12 protein-coding genes and 1 other RNA gene are annotated in these 13944 nt (G+C 68.9%); 5 read left to right on the top strand and 8 right to left on the bottom strand.

Features of this window, described 5'->3' with window-relative positions; genetic code table 11:
- Position 1 precedes the first annotated feature (1 nt).
- From AC1VNM_RS27915 to AC1VNM_RS27895, 5 genes are all read right to left on the bottom strand, one after another.
- Positions 2 to 1822 (bottom strand): peptidoglycan D,D-transpeptidase FtsI family protein, encoded by a 1821-nt coding sequence (locus AC1VNM_RS27915; RefSeq protein ID WP_483109073.1) that lies wholly within the window; start codon positions 1820 to 1822, stop codon positions 2 to 4.
- Complete coding sequence (gene ftsL, locus AC1VNM_RS27910; protein WP_377157130.1) at positions 1819 to 2145, bottom strand: cell division protein FtsL; 327 nt, start codon at positions 2143 to 2145, stop codon at positions 1819 to 1821. The genes AC1VNM_RS27915 and ftsL overlap by 4 nt, the downstream gene beginning before the upstream one ends.
- Positions 2142 to 3158: a 16S rRNA (cytosine(1402)-N(4))-methyltransferase RsmH gene (gene rsmH / locus AC1VNM_RS27905; RefSeq protein ID WP_483109072.1), complete on the bottom strand. Its 1017-nt coding sequence runs from the start codon at positions 3156 to 3158 to the stop codon at positions 2142 to 2144. Before rsmH ends, ftsL begins: the two co-directional genes overlap by 4 nt.
- Before the next feature lie 5 nt (positions 3159 to 3163).
- Entirely contained in the window at positions 3164 to 3592 is a 429-nt protein-coding gene (gene mraZ / locus AC1VNM_RS27900) for a division/cell wall cluster transcriptional repressor MraZ (RefSeq protein WP_331614200.1), read from the bottom strand.
- A 391-nt stretch (positions 3593 to 3983) separates the two neighbouring features.
- Entirely contained in the window at positions 3984 to 5114 is a 1131-nt protein-coding gene (locus tag AC1VNM_RS27895) for an MBL fold metallo-hydrolase (RefSeq protein ID WP_483109343.1), read from the bottom strand.
- A gap of 297 nt (positions 5115 to 5411) precedes the next feature.
- On the opposite strand from AC1VNM_RS27895, the gene AC1VNM_RS27890 reads away from it, so the two are divergent.
- On the top strand, positions 5412 to 6020 hold the full coding sequence (locus AC1VNM_RS27890; RefSeq protein WP_483109342.1) for a TetR/AcrR family transcriptional regulator: 609 nt from the start codon (positions 5412 to 5414) through the stop codon (positions 6018 to 6020).
- A gap of 92 nt (positions 6021 to 6112) precedes the next feature.
- Here the strand turns inward: AC1VNM_RS27890 and AC1VNM_RS27885 are convergent, their stop codons facing one another.
- The 3 genes from AC1VNM_RS27885 to AC1VNM_RS27875 form a co-directional block, all read right to left on the bottom strand.
- Complete coding sequence (locus AC1VNM_RS27885; RefSeq protein WP_483109071.1) at positions 6113 to 7930, bottom strand: methyl-accepting chemotaxis protein; 1818 nt, start codon at positions 7928 to 7930, stop codon at positions 6113 to 6115.
- Positions 7931 to 8099: 169 nt separating this feature from the next.
- A complete protein-coding gene (locus tag AC1VNM_RS27880; protein WP_483109070.1) occupies positions 8100 to 9086 on the bottom strand; it encodes a carbonic anhydrase in 987 nt (328 codons plus the stop codon).
- 111 nt (positions 9087 to 9197) lie between these two features.
- Positions 9198 to 10421: a multidrug effflux MFS transporter gene (locus AC1VNM_RS27875; RefSeq protein ID WP_483109069.1), complete on the bottom strand. Its 1224-nt coding sequence runs from the start codon at positions 10419 to 10421 to the stop codon at positions 9198 to 9200.
- Between the two features lie 222 nt (positions 10422 to 10643).
- Here AC1VNM_RS27875 and AC1VNM_RS27870 point away from each other — a divergent pair, with 222 nt between their 5' ends.
- From AC1VNM_RS27870 to AC1VNM_RS27855, 4 genes are all read left to right on the top strand, one after another.
- On the top strand, positions 10644 to 11603 hold the full coding sequence (locus tag AC1VNM_RS27870) for a Gfo/Idh/MocA family protein (protein ID WP_377157139.1): 960 nt from the start codon (positions 10644 to 10646) through the stop codon (positions 11601 to 11603).
- Positions 11604 to 11636: 33 nt separating this feature from the next.
- An RNA gene (gene rnpB / locus AC1VNM_RS27865) (RNase P RNA component class A) lies at positions 11637 to 12082 on the top strand.
- Between the two features lie 97 nt (positions 12083 to 12179).
- Positions 12180 to 12647, top strand: a complete 468-nt coding sequence (locus AC1VNM_RS27860; protein WP_377157141.1) for a GNAT family N-acetyltransferase — start codon at positions 12180 to 12182, stop codon at positions 12645 to 12647.
- A 149-nt stretch (positions 12648 to 12796) separates the two neighbouring features.
- A complete protein-coding gene (locus tag AC1VNM_RS27855; protein ID WP_483109068.1) occupies positions 12797 to 13942 on the top strand; it encodes an acyltransferase family protein in 1146 nt (381 codons plus the stop codon).
- Positions 13943 to 13944 lie beyond the last annotated feature (2 nt).

Genomic DNA, 13944 nt, shown 5'->3' with positions numbered 1-13944 from the left:
CTCAGAAACTCTCGTCGACGGCTTGCAGCCGTTGCTGCGCCACGATCTGCGGCTTCACGTCGAGGTCCGGCGGCTCGCCCAGCAATCTGAGCGTCTGCGCCACGACCTGGCTGAAGACCGGACCTGCCACGGCGCCGCCGAAGTACTGGCCGTTCTTCGGCTCGTCGACCATCACCGCGACGATGATGCGCGGCTTGGAAATCGGTGCGATGCCCACGAACCACGAACGGTATTTGTGGCTCGCATAGCCCTTGCCTTCCTGCTTGTGCGCCGTGCCGGACTTGCCGCCGACGCTGTAGCCGGGAACCATCGCCTGCGGCGCCGTGCCGCCCGGGCCGGCCGCCATCTGCAGCATCCCGCGGATGTCCGCGGCGACCTTCGGGCTGAAGACCTTGATGCCGTTCACCGGCTGGTCGGCCGGGCGCCGGGTCATCGTGATGGGGATGATGTCGCCCTCGCGCGCGAAGACCGTGTAGGCGCGCGCCAGCTGCAGCAGCGACGCGGACAGGCCGTAGCCGTAGCTCATCGTCGCCTGCTCGATCGGACGCCAGCTCTTCCACGGGCGCAGCTTGCCGGTCACCGCGCCGGGGAAGTCGATCTGCGGCCGCTGGCCCAGGCCGATCGCGGTGAACATCTCGTGCATCTCGCGCGGCTGCATCATCAGCGCCATCCGCGCGGCGCCGATGTTGCTGGACTTCTGGATCACCTGCGTCACCGTCAGGTCGCCGTGCGGGTGCGCATCGGTCGGCGACCAGCCGGAGATCACCACGCTGCGCGGACCGGTGCTCAGCAGTGTGTCGGGACGCACCCGGCCGGTCTCCAGCGCCAGCGCGGTCGTGAACGGCTTCATCGTCGAGCCCGGCTCGAAGACGTCGGTCAGCGCGCGATTGCGCAGTTGCTCGCCGGACAGGTTCTGGCGGTGACCCGGGTCGTAGCTCGGGAAGTTGGCCAGCGCCAGCACCTCGCCGGTGTGGGCATCCAGCACGACCACCGAGCCGGCCTTGGCCTTGTTCTCCGCCACCGCGTCGCGCACGCGCTGGTAGGCGAAGAACTGCACCTTCGCGTCGATCGACAGCTCGATGTCCTTGCCGTTGGTCTCGGGCACGCGCTCGCCGATGTCCTCGACGACGCGGCCCAGCCGGTCGCGCACGACCGAGCGCGAACCGTCCCGGCCCTGCAGGTCCTTCTGGAACGCGAGCTCGATGCCTTCCTGGCCCTGCTCCTCGATGTTGGTGAAGCCGACGATGTGCGCGGCGGCTTCGCCCTCGGGGTACTGGCGCTTGTATTCGCGGTCCTGGAACACGCCCTTCAGGCCGAGTTCCTTGATCTTGCGGGCGGTTTCGTCGTCAGCCTGGCGGCGCAGGAACACGAAACGGTTGGCCGGGTCGAGGCGCTTGTCGAGCTCCGCGCGCGACATGTCCAGCAGCTTCGCGAGCTGGCGGCGCTTGTCGGGATCGGTGTCGACTTCCTTCGGGAAGGCCCAGATCGACGGCACGGCCACGCTGGCGGCCAGCACCTGGCCGCTGCGGTCGCTGATCTTGCCGCGGCTGGCCGGCAGCTCCATCTTGTGGGCGTAGCGGGCTTCGCCCTGGCGCTGGAAGAAGTCCTCGCCGATCAGCTGGATGTAGGCCGCGCGCGCCAGCAGGCCGGCGAACGCCAGGCCCACCAGCGCGACCAGGAACCGCGAGCGCCACGGCGGCGTCTTCGACGCCAGCAGCGGGCTGCTCGAATAGCTGACGCCACGCGTCGAGCCGTTGCGCGCTGCATTGCGCGAGGCGTTCCGGGCGCTGTTGCCCAGCTTCTTGCGGAGCTTGCCGATCATCGGGCGGCTCCTTGCACTGGAGGCTGCGCACGACCGCGCACACCGCTGGCCTCGATCGCCGGCGCCTCCGGATTGAACGTGATCGCCGGCGAGATCGGACGCATCTTCAGCCGCTCGCGCGCGACCTGCTCGACGCGCAGGTTGGTCGCCTGCGCCTGGCGGTCGGCCATCAGCTTCTGGTAGTCGGCGTCGAGCCGGCGGCCCTCGGTCTGCGCACGGTCGAGCTCGGTGAACAGGCGGCGCGATTCATAGGCGCTGCGCACCATGTAGATGCCGGACACCATCACCGCGGCGATCAGCAGCAGGTTCAGGCGGCCGATCATCGACGGCCCCCCTTCTTGCGCTTGCCGGTGTCCTCGGCGACCGGCGGCGGCAGCGGCGCGTCGGTGCGCTCGGCCACCCGCAGGATCGCGGAGCGCGAGCGCGGGTTGCCGCGCACCTCGTCCTCGCTGGGCTTGACGCGCGCGATGGCGCGCAGCGGTTGCGGCTTGGGTTCGGCGAACGGAGCGCGGCGGTCGAACACTTCCTTGCTGTGTTCAGCGATGAAGTTCTTGACGATGCGGTCTTCCAGCGAATGGAAGCTGATCACCGCCAGCCGGCCGCCCGGCTTGAGCTTGGCCAGCGCGGCCTTCAGCCCCTGCTGCAACTCTTCAAGCTCGGCGTTGACGAATATCCGTAGAGCCTGAAATGTGCGCGTCGAAGGATCCTTGCCCGGCTCGCGGGTTTTGACTGCACCAGCCACGACTTGGGAAAGCTCGGCGGTTGTCCGGACAGGGCGCCCGCCTTCCCGGCGAGCCACAAGCGCCTTTGCAATCGGGAGAGCAAACCGTTCTTCGCCATAGTCGCGGATCACCTGTGCAAGTTGGTCCACCTCCGCGCGGGCGATGAACTCCGCGGCGCTTTCGCCCCGCGTCGTGTCCATGCGCATGTCGAGGGGGCCGTCGAAGCGGAAGCTGAAGCCGCGCTCCGGGTTGTCGATCTGCGGGCTGGAGACGCCCAGGTCCAGCAGGATGCCGTCGACCTGGTCGACGCCCAGCGCGTCGAGTTGCGCGCCCATGTCGGCGAACGCGCTGTGGCAGATGTGGAAACGCGGGTCGTCGACCCGCGTCTGTCCGGACGTTGCGGCCGCGACCGCCTCCGGGTCGCGGTCGATGGCAATCAACCGTCCCTTCTCCCCCAGCCGTGACAGCAGCAGGCGGGAGTGGCCGCCGCGCCCGAAGGTGCCGTCCACATAGATGCCGTCGGGGGTCGTGAAGGCGCCGTCCACCGTCTCGTGCAGCAGCACGGTCGTGTGGGCGAAGGCGGGGGCGGCGGAGGACGGGGACTGCTCGCTCATGACGGTTAGAAGCTGAAGTCCTGGAGCACGGCCGGCATCTCGGACTGCATCACGGCGGCCTCATGGGCGGCGTAGGCCTGGGCGTCCCAGAGCTCGAAGTGGCTGCCCATGCCGAGGAGCATCGTGTCCTTCTGCAGCCCGGCGGCGGTGCGCAGCTCCGGCGCGATCAGCACGCGGGCGGCGGAATCGATCTCGACGTCCTGGGCGTTGCCGAGGAAGACGCGCTTCCAGCCGGCGGCGGACATGGGCAGCGCGGCGACCTTGTCGCGGAACTGTTCCCAGGCGGGACGGGGGAAGACCATCAGGCAGCCTTCAGGGTGCTTGGTCAGCGTGAGCTGGCCGCCGCACAGCGCCTGCAGGACCTCGCGGTGCCGAGCAGGGACGGTCAAGCGCCCCTTGGCGTCCAACGCCAAGGCACTCGCCCCCTGAAACACGACATTCGCCACTTTGCCCCACCGAATTGCACTTTCTCCCACTTTAATGGCGGGCCGCGCCCCGGTCAAGGTAATTTGGCGTTTTTCCCAATCAAATCAATTACTTAGCTCCCATTTTCAAGCCAGTGCGTGAAATAAAAGTCGTTCAAAATGAAGGACTTAACAACTGCAGTGCAAGTGATGGATCAACTCAAATCGACTGTCGTACCCGCCTGAAACCGGGACAGCGGCCCCCAGGCGGAGGCACCAATGTGGGGGTCGGCCGCGCTCCCACCCTGCCTCAATGAGCTATCCACCGTCCGACAGTGGCGGAAAAGTGGGAGCCATGCAAAAAGCCCGGCCAGGCCGGGCTTTTTGGTGGGAGAGCGGTTCGAAACCTAGCGGCCGAGGCTCAGGGGGTCACAGCGGATGCGGCGGTCGATGCGGCCGCCGGCTGGCCCGCGCCCGTGGAGACCGGCGAAGCGACGGCTGCACCCTGCCACCACTGCGGCGTCGGCCCCGGCTGTTCAATCGCCAGCGGCGAACCGATCACCGGCGTCACCAGCTCCACGTTGCGCAGCCGCGCCAGCGCGCTGATGCGCTCGAACGGGTCCTGCCAGCGGTGCATTGCCAGGTCGAAGGTGCCGTTGTGGATCGGCAGCAGGCGCTTGCCCTTCAGGTCGACATGCGCCTGCATCGTCTGCTCCGGCTGCATGTGGACGTAGGGCCAGCGCGGGTCGTAGGCGCCGGTTTCCATCAGCGTCAGGTCGAAGGGGCCGAAGCGCTCGCCGATCGCCTTGAAGCCGTCGAAGTAGCCGGTGTCGCCGCTGAAGAACACGCGCAGGTCGTCGTCGATCAGCACCCACGAGGCCCACAGCGTCGAGTTGCGGTCGCTCAGGCTGCGGCCCGAGAAATGCTGCGCGGGGGTCGCGGTCAACTGCACGCCCGCGATCGACGTGCCCTGCCACCAGTCGAACTGCTGCACCTTGGCCGCGGGGACGCCCCAGTCGATCAGGCGCTGCCCCACGCCCAGCGGCGTCACGAAGTGGCGCACCTTGGGCGCCAGCGCGAGCACGGTGTCGTGGTCGAGGTGGTCGTAGTGGTCATGCGACAGGATCACCGCCTCGATCTCCGGCAACTCGTCGAGGGCGATCGGCGGCGCGTGGAAGCGCTTCGGACCCATGAACGAGAACGGCGACGCGCGCTCCGAGAACACCGGATCCGTCAGCCAGAAGCGGCCGCGCAGCTTCAGCAGCAGGGTTGAATGACCGAGGCGGAACAGCGTCCGGTCCGGCGCGGCCAGCAACTGGGCCTTGGTCAGCGCCTGCACCTCGATGGGCGTGTCCGGCGCGGTGCCGGCAGGCTTGTGGAACATGAAGTCCCACATGATGCCCATCGTCTTCCAGAAGCCCTGCTCGGGCTCCACCGCGGGGTTGTGGAACTGGCCCTTCGCCCATTGCGGCGACTGCTCGACGGCGGGCTGGGTGCCCTCCGGCGCGGGGGCGGAGACGCCCTTCGAGGGGATGGCGGCGGGCGAGGACATCACGCGGGAAGCGGTCATGGCGAGGGCTCCAACAATCAGGATGGCGGCAACGCTGCTCAGCGCGCTCAAGGAGCGCGGCAGCAAGGCGCGGGCGCTGCGGACGACGGGGTGGCGGGGAGACTGAGGGCGCATTTGAAAACTTGCACTACACAGTGTAGTTTTGCAGCAGTCTAGACGCTCAATCCTGAAAAGTAAACTCCCCGGTGTAAGATTGATCCCATGACTTCCGACGCCGCCCGCCCCCTGCCAGCGCCGCTCGCTCCCGAGGAACTCGCCGCCTACGGCGAGGCGGAGCGCATGCGGCTGACCGACCGCAAGCGCCAGGCGATCGTCGACGCGGCCATCGCGGAGTTCCGCGAGCATGGTTTCGAGGTCGCGAACATGGACCGCATCGCGGGCCGCGCGCAGGTGTCCAAGCGCACCGTCTACAACCATTTCAGCGGCAAGGACGCCCTGTTCGACGCGATCCTGGAGCGGCTCTGGGTCGCGACCGAGGCGAAGCTCAAGCTGACCTACCGCGCCGACCGGCCACTGCGCGAGCAGTTGCTGACGCTGGTCGAGCAGAAGCTCGCGATGAGCGACGACCCGCAGTTCCTGGATCTGGCGCGGGTCCTGATCGCCGAGGCGATCCACGCGCCGCAACGCGCGCGGGAGATGCTGTGCCGGCTCGGCGGCCGAGAGGAAGCGCTGACTGTGTGGATCCGCGCGGCGATGGCGGACGGCCGCCTCAAGGACGGGGATCCGGCCTTCGCCGCGGCGCAGCTGCAGGCCCTGGTCAAGGGCTTCGCTTTCTGGCCGCAGATCACGATGGGACAGCCGTCGCTGGACAAGGCGCAGCAGCGGCAGGTGGCCGATTCGGCGACCGACATGTTCCTGCGCTTCCACGCGGTCGATCCGGCGCGCTGAGCGGCACGCCCGGCATCGCCATCCTGCGCAGGCCGCTGGCCCTCACCCCTTCCCTCTCCCGCAAGCGGGAGAGGGGGTAAGAGCGGCGGGGATCAGAACGTCGTCGACGCCGAGCCGCTCAGGCGGAAGGTGCCGACGACGTCGGCCAGCTTCTGCGCCTGGTCCTTGAGACTTTCCGCGGCAGCCGCCGATTCCTCGACCAGCGACGCGTTCTGCTGCGTCACCTGGTCCAGCTGCGCGACGGCCACGTTCACCTGGCCGATGCCGTGGCTCTGCTCCTGCGCGGTGTGGCTGATCTCGCCGATCATCTGCGCCACACGCTGCACGCTGCCGACGACCTCGTTCATCGTCTCGCCGGCGGAGGACACCTGGCGCGCGCCAGTGTCGACGCGCTCGACGCTGGCCGTGATCAGCGTCTTGATCTCCTTGGCCGCGCCGGCCGAACGCTGCGCCAGCGCACGCACCTCGCTCGCCACGACCGCGAAACCGCGACCCTGCTCGCCCGCACGCGCGGCCTCGACGGCGGCGTTCAGCGCGAGGATGTTGGTCTGGAAGGCGATGCCGTCGATCGTGCCAATGATGTCGCCGATCTGCCGCGAGCTGGTGCTGATGTCCTGCATCGTCGCGACCACCTGGCCCATCGCCTCGCCGCCCTGGCGCGCGACGCGGCTGGCGGTATCAGCCAGTTGCCGCGCCTGGTCGGCGTTGGCGGCACTGTTGGCCACGGTGCTGTTGAGCTCCTCCATCGAGCTCGCCGTCTCCTGCAGGTTGCTGGCCGTCTCCTCGGTACGCTGACTCAGGTCATGGTTGCCGGCGGCGATCTGGCGCGACGCCACCGCGATCGACTGGCTGGTCTCGCGCACCTGCAGCATCACCTGCTCGATCTTGTGCACGAACTGGTTGAAGCCGCGCGAGATGTCGGCAAGCTCGTCCTCGCCACGCACCTGCAGGCGCTGGCTGAGATTGCCCTCGCCGGCGCCGATGTCGTTCATCGCGCGCTTGATGCCAGCCAGGCCTTTGAGCAACGCACCGACCGCCGCGGCGGCGACCAGTGCCGCCACAATCGTCACGACCAGCATCGTCAAGCCCGCGTTGCGCAGCACGTCGGACAGCGCGGCCAGAGCCTCGTTGCGCTCGGCTGCGGCCACCAGCACCCAGTCCGTGCCGGGCACGTCCACGGCCTTCAGGAAAAAGCGGGCGGCGCCGACCTCGGCCAGCGTCGGCTCGTCGCCATGGGCGGTCGACAGCAACGCGCCGTCGATCGCGGCGGACAGGTCCTTCACCGGCTTCAAGGTCAGTGCCGCGTCCGGGTGCGCAATGACGGTGCCCTGCTTGTCCAGCAGCATCGCAAAACCGCTCGCGGTCGGCTTGATCGACTTCATCGTTGCGACGATGTCGTCCAGCGCCACGTCGGTGCCCACCACGGCCTTGAGTTCGCCGCCCGCGCGCACCGCACTGGCGAAGGTGACGACCAGCTTCTTGCTCGACGCCGCCACGTAGGGCGCGGTGATCACCGGCTGGTCCGTGCCGGACGCCAGCTTGTACCAGCCGCGGCCGGTCGGGTCGTACTCCGCCGGGCGTTGGCGGTCGGGGATGGAGATCATCCGCTTGTCCGCGCCGCCGACGTAGGCCAGATCCAGCCGGCCCGACTGCAAGGCCTGCGTCAGCACGGGGCGCGGGTCCTCGAGCTGCGCGGCCGATGCCATCGCGGTGACCACGTCCTTCTGCGTCTTCACCCACGCGGCGATGCCGGCGGCATTGGCGGTGGCCAGATCGGTCAGTTGGGCCTGCACCTGGCGGCGCGCATGATCGCGCACGGCCCAGTAGCTGGCGAAGGTGGCGAGCGCGACGGCCGCCACGACGATCAGGATGCTGATGGCGATCAGGCGCGATTTGATGGTCTTCAACACGGTGGGAGTCCGGGGGGGGGGAGGCCGGCATTGTGCGGGTAGCGTCACCTCCAACCAAGGGTTTCCACCAAGAAGAAGGCCGAGGCGTGACGGTGGTCACGGCCTCGGCCCAAAGCGGAAACAGTGCTTTCCGCGGCTCAGAAATTGAAGAGACGAACCCTTCGCTGATTCAGTTCGATTCCTTGATCAGACGGCCCGACTGCGCCTGCAGCGGCCGGGCGTTCATCGGGTACAGGTGCGAGAACACCGAGATCTGCTGCGACGACACCTGCACCGGTTGGCGCAGCACCAGCCACAGCACGCCTTCGCTGCAGGGCGGCGTGGTCATCGAGCCCATGTACGAGAAGTAGGCCTGGTCCCGCGGCAGCAACTGGGTGAGGTCGATGGGAACCGGCGCCGTATAGGTATCGCCGCGTTCGAGGGGGAGGTAGTTCCAGACCGTCTGGATCAGCGCCTGGTCCTGGCCGCGCTCCAGCAGCACCGCCACCGTGGCCTGGCGCCCCTCGGCATCCTTGTGGACCAGGTGGGCCACCATGTCGTACTGGCGGCCGTTGATGCGCTCCTCGCTCGGGCGATGGAAGTGGAACTGCTGCAGTTCGTAGCGCCGACCCATGATCGTCAGGGCATTGCCCGCCGCCACATTCACCTGGATCGTGTGGCCGTTGTCGACCACGGAGAAGCTGCTGGGCTTGTAGTCGAACTGGATGCGCTCCTGATCGACCTTGATCGTGTCGCGCAGGTCGATCGGGCTCTGGCGGGTGCCGATCGCGCATTGGCGGAACTCAGGCTGCAGTTGGCCCCATTTGTCGGGCGCGCCTTCGCCGGTGTAGGCCCAGGGGATCGAGGATTTCGCCGCGGAGGCCGCCACCGCGGGCTTGGCGGCGCGGCGCGCGCGCAGGTCAACCGGGTTGGCGGTTTTCACGTCCATCGCCGCGCCGGCCGGTTTGGTGCTCAGCTTGAGCGCGGCGGCGTCCTCCTTCAGGCGGTCCGCCAAGCGGTCACGCAACTGTTCCCCGGACGCCTCCCCTTTCGGAGCGGGCGCAGGCGCAGGCTCGGCCGCGCGGAGCGCGCCAGGCAGCAGCAGGCACAGGCAGAGGCAGAGGCAGAGGCAGAGGGCCGCCGGCAGCAGGACACCGGATGCGGGACGGTCAGACATGAAAGGGAGCTCCGGGAACGACAGAAGGATCGCCCTGTCTATTTCGGAGCCTGGCCGGGCATCTTGAGGGTCGCCCGATGTGCCGATGTGCCGATGTCCGATGTTCCGATGTCACGCGGGCGGCGCCGCCGCGGACACCTCGCGCTTGACCCAGGTCCAGGCAACCAGCCCGATGCACATCATCGCGGCGGAGGTCACCGCCAGCGCGAGCATCGAGTGCATCACCAGCGGCACCAGCACGCCCGCCACCAGGCCGTTGGCCGCGCTGCCGATGCAGGCCTGCAGCGAGGAAGCCATGCCGCGGCGCTCGGGTGCCTGGTCCAGCACCAGCAGCGTCACCACCGGCACCATCAGCGCCCAGCCGAAGGCGAAGCTGCTGATCAGCGGGAAGGCCCACAGCGGGCTGTGCGGCAGCGTCAGGTTGCAGACGATGTTGGCGACGGACGTGAAGCCCATGATCAGGAAGCCGCGCCGGATCTGCTTGCGCGGCGCGATCTTGCCGGCGAGCCGGCCGCTGAGCCAGGCGCCGCCCATGATCCCGCCGATGCTGAACAGGAAGAAGATGAAGTACTGCGTCGGCGCCAGGCCCAGGTGTTCGCCGAGGAAGACCGGCGCGGCCAGCACGTACAGGAACATGCCGTTGAACGGGATGCCGCTGGCCAGCGCCAGCAGCAGGAAGCGGCGGCTGCCGACGAGCGAGCGGTAACCCCGCAGCAGCGAGCCGACATGGAAGGGTTGGCGGTGGTCGCGATGCAGGGTCTCCGGCATCAGGCGCCAGGTGATCGCGAACAGCAACGCGCCGACGAAGACCAGGAACCAGAAGATCGCGTGCCAGTCGGCGTGCACGTAGAGGAAGCCGCCGATCATCGGCGCGATCGCCGGCGCGAGGCCGAAGAAGATCGTCACCTGCGACATCACCCGCTGCGCCTCCGACGGCGGGAACATGTCGCGGATGATGGCGCGCGAGACCACCACGCCCGCCCCCGCCGACAGCCCCTGCACCGTGCGCCAGAACACCAGCTGGCCGATGCTGCCGGCCAGCGCGCAGCCCATCGAGGACAGCGCGAAGACCGCCATGCCCCACAGCACGACCGGGCGGCGGCCGAAGCTGTCCGACAGCGCGCCGTGGAACAGGTTCATCACCGCGAAGCCGAGCAGGTAGCCCGACAGCGTCTGCTGCATCTCGATCGGCGTCGCGTCCAGCGCCTGGGCGATGCCGGCGAAGGCCGGGATGTAGGTGTCGATCGAGAACGGCCCCACCGTGGCCAGCGCGGCCAGCAGGATGGCGAGGGCCCAGCGCGGGGCGCGCCACAGTTGGCTGGCTTCGGGGTTCATGCGTGGATGCGGTGCGAGCGTGCGAGGAAGCCGCCGACGATAACGCCGGCAAGCCGCGGAGCTGGCCGTCATGCAGGCCGGGAACGCCGCTTGCGGGTGAAGCGTGCGCGGGTCGCCCGGGCGTCCCGGGCGATGACCGGCAGTGTAGCGGGGCCCCTACACTGCGGGACTTTTGCGGAACTTCGGGCGGGGAACGTGGTGCCAGGCGTATTGAGCATTGGGGTGGTCGGACTGGGGGTGATGGGTCAGCGGATGCTGGCGCGTCTGGCCGGTCACGCCCGGCTGCGGGTGACCCGCGTCTGGGACGAGAACCCCGAGGTGCTGGCGCAGGCGCTGGCCCACGACCCGCTGCTGCGCGCGGCCACCAGCGCCGAGGCGCTGATCCGCGAGCCGGGCCTGCACGGCCTCTACATCGCGACGCCGCCGGGGCCGCACATCGCCTTGACGGAACAGGCATTCGACGCGGGCCTCGTGGTGCTGTGCGAGAAGCCGCTGACCACCGATTTCGAGGCCGCGCGCGCCTGCATCGAGCGCATCGAGCGCGAGCGGCAGCGGGCGGCGGTCAATTACTCGCTCGCGTCGTCGACCGGACTGGCGCAGCTGCAGCTGGCCTTCGGCGCCGGATCGCGGCGGCCGATGGGCGCGCTGCACGGCGTGGCCATCGACTTGCGCTTCGCCGCGTGGCCGCGCCCCTGGCAGGCCGGCGCCGGCGCCTGGCTGTCGCAGCGCGCCGAGGGCGGCTTCTCGCGCGAGGTGCTGTCGCATTTCATCTTCGTGCTGCAGCGGGTGCTGGGACCGGCCAAGGTCGTGCGCAGCCAGGTCGAGTACCCGGACGACGGCGTCGGATCCGAGCTCGCGGTGGAGGCGGAACTGGTCGCCGCCGGCGTGCCGGTGACGATCAGCGCCAGCCTTGGCGGCGATCGCGCCGACGACAACCGCATGCTGTGGCGCGCCAGCGAAGGCGAGATCGAGCTGCGCGACTGGTTCGGCGTGACGCAGCAGCGCCAGGGCGAACGCGTCCAGAGCATGGGCGACGCCGAGACGCTGCGCATGAACGGCATGACGGACCAGCTCAGCCACTGGTCGGCGATGCTGGACGGACACTCGCACAGCCTGCCGGGCTTCGCCGAGGCGCTGGCGGTGCAGAGGACCATCGAGGCCGTGCTCGCCGGCCAGCCCTGAGCCCCCCTGCCCCCGGGGTAAACTCGCGCCCGTGAAGCAAGCCAGACCGCCGCTGGTGCGATCGTGGAAACACGGCACTGGAGGAAGGTCCGGACTGCATAGAGCGGCGTAGCAGCTAACGGCTGCCCGGCGAAAGCCGAGGATCAGAGCAACAGAGACGAGTCGAAGCGGGTTCCGCCAATCGGGTGTTCTGTGAGGGAGAGGGCGCAAGCCCTCTCGTTCGTGAGGCGCAAGCATCGCGGACTTGCGCGCAAGCGCAAACCGAGCAGCCACCCGACGCGGGCAAGGCCCGCGTCGGGTGAAACGGGCAATCTCTACGCGCAGCAACACCAAGTAGGCCAGCGTTGATGCGGCTCGCAGAGCTGGCGGGTAGGTGGCACCGAGCCGGGCAGTGATGCCCGGCCCAGATGAATGGCGGTCACGCGGAAAATCGCAAGAGGATCCGCGCACAGAATCCGGCCTATCGGCTTGCTTCACGCTTATGACAAACCTGCAAGCGAACATTGGCTTGCAGAACTTTTCAGGGTCTTTCGCGGATCCGGCCCGGTTGGGCACATCGGTTGCTACCTTCGGGCCATGCAGATCGAACCTCTGGACCCCCACAGCCCCGCCGCGATGTCCCTGCTGGCGCAGTCGGACGCGTACATGGCGGCCCTCTACCCGAGCGAGAGCAACCACCTCGAGGATCCGCACGCGTTGGCCCAGCCGCGGGTGCGTTTCATTGGCGTGTGGCTGGCGGAATGGCTGGCCGGATGCGCGGCGGTGAAGGTGGTCGACGACGCGGAAGTCCCCTACGGCGAGATCAAGCGGGTCTTCGTCCAGCCGCACTTCCGGGGACGCGGAATCTCCAAGGTGTTGATGGAAGAGCTGGAGTCCCACCTCAGGGCGCAAGGCATCGAACTGGCGCGGCTGGAGACCGGCGTGCACCAGCCGGAGGCGCTGAAGCTGTACGAGACGCTGGGCTACGACCGCCGCGCGCCGTTCGGCAACTATGCCGAGGACCCGCTGTCGGTCTTCATGGAAAAGCGCCTGACGGCCAACTGAAGTCGACCGAGCGTTGACCAGGCGTCGACACGCGCGACGCTGTCCCCTGGAGGGGTTCCCCCGTCCCGGGGGACGTCCGGTGAACCGACGCCGCGGTGCCGCCGTACCGTGCGAGGCTGTCCTGGCTCTCGCCGACGCGCCGCCGCCTCATGGCCCCGACCGCCCCTTCCCACGCGCCCCACGCGTCACACGCGTCACACGCGTCTCCCCACGCCGCCGCGCCAAAGCTGGCTTCGATCGAGGCCGCCCGCGCGCTCGCCGCGCTGGCGGTGGTGCTCATGCACGCGACGCACCTGATGCGCGTGCCGCAGTTCACCGGCCATGTCGCGCTGGGCGGCGTGTTCGACTTCGGCTACGTCGGCGTCGACTTCTTCTTCGTCCTGAGCGGCTTCATCATCACCTTCGTCCACCACGCGGAGCTGGGCCGCGGCGCGGCGCGCTGGCCGGGTTACCTGTGGAAGCGCTTCGTGCGCGTGTTCCCGATCTACTGGATGGTGCTGGCCATGACCGCCGGACCCTCGATCCTGTCGAGGCTGCTGGCCGGCCGCATGCCGGTCTCGGAACTCGGCAGCGACGACATCCCCGGCACGCTGCTGCTGTGGATCGGGGCGAAGGAGCCGGAGTACGTCGGCGTCGCCTGGTCGTTGCAGTACGAGGTGATGTTCTATCTGAGCTTCTGCGTGTTGCTGCTGCACCTGCGCGGCGGCCTCGCGCTGTATGGGCTGTGGGCCGCGCTCGTCGTGGCGCAGACCTTCGGCGCGCTGCCTGGCACCCTGCCCTGGAAGCTCGGCGACCCGCATTGCCTGCAGTTCCTGATGGGCGTCGCGACCGGGCTGCTGGCGCGCCGCGCGACGCTGCCGCTGGTCCGGTGGCAGGGGTGGATGGTGGGCGCGATCTTCGTCGCCGCCGTGCTCTACGAACGCCTCGGGCCGCAAGGGGCGCATGCCTTCGGGGGACGCGTCGCGCTGGGGCTCGCCTCGGCGTCGGTGCTGGCCACGCTCGTGGCCATGGAACGGCGCCATGCAGTCCGCGTGCCGGCCGCGCTCGCGCAGCTCGGCGCGGTGTCGTACTCGCTCTACCTCGCCCACTGCCTGCTCATCAACATCGTGCTGGCGCTGCTGGCAAAAGCCGGCGTGTATCGCGCACTGCCGGAAGTGGCGACCTTCTCGATCGCCGTCGTGGCAGCCGTCGTCGGCGGGTGGCTGATCGGGCGATGGCTCGAGCTGCCGGTGGTCGCCTGGCTGCGACGGCGCACGGCGCCAGGCGCGGCGCCGGTCGCGATGACCACCGGCTAGGC

Source organism: Mitsuaria sp. MSU3D (assembly GCF_056867975.1).
The sequence above is the reverse complement of the archived record's forward strand: the minus strand, read 5'-3'. Positions and strand labels throughout refer to the sequence as shown.

What these genes read in the sequence shown, in the direction of transcription:
- AC1VNM_RS27860 (WP_377157141.1), top strand. Translation starts at nt 12,180, where the DNA reads ATGCAGATCGAACCTCTGGACCCCCACAGCCCCGCCGCGATGTCCCTG.
- AC1VNM_RS27915 (WP_483109073.1), bottom strand. Translation starts at nt 1,822, where the DNA reads ATGATCGGCAAGCTCCGCAAGAAGCTGGGCAACAGCGCCCGGAACGCC.
- AC1VNM_RS27880 (WP_483109070.1), bottom strand. Translation starts at nt 9,086, where the DNA reads ATGTCTGACCGTCCCGCATCCGGTGTCCTGCTGCCGGCGGCCCTCTGC.
- AC1VNM_RS27895 (WP_483109343.1), bottom strand. Translation starts at nt 5,114, where the DNA reads ATGTCCTCGCCCGCCGCCATCCCCTCGAAGGGCGTCTCCGCCCCCGCG.
- AC1VNM_RS27855 (WP_483109068.1), top strand. Translation starts at nt 12,797, where the DNA reads ATGGCCCCGACCGCCCCTTCCCACGCGCCCCACGCGTCACACGCGTCA.
- ftsL (WP_377157130.1), bottom strand. Translation starts at nt 2,145, where the DNA reads ATGATCGGCCGCCTGAACCTGCTGCTGATCGCCGCGGTGATGGTGTCC.
- AC1VNM_RS27890 (WP_483109342.1), top strand. Translation starts at nt 5,412, where the DNA reads ATGCGGCTGACCGACCGCAAGCGCCAGGCGATCGTCGACGCGGCCATC.
- rsmH (WP_483109072.1), bottom strand. Translation starts at nt 3,158, where the DNA reads ATGAGCGAGCAGTCCCCGTCCTCCGCCGCCCCCGCCTTCGCCCACACG.
- AC1VNM_RS27875 (WP_483109069.1), bottom strand. Translation starts at nt 10,421, where the DNA reads ATGAACCCCGAAGCCAGCCAACTGTGGCGCGCCCCGCGCTGGGCCCTC.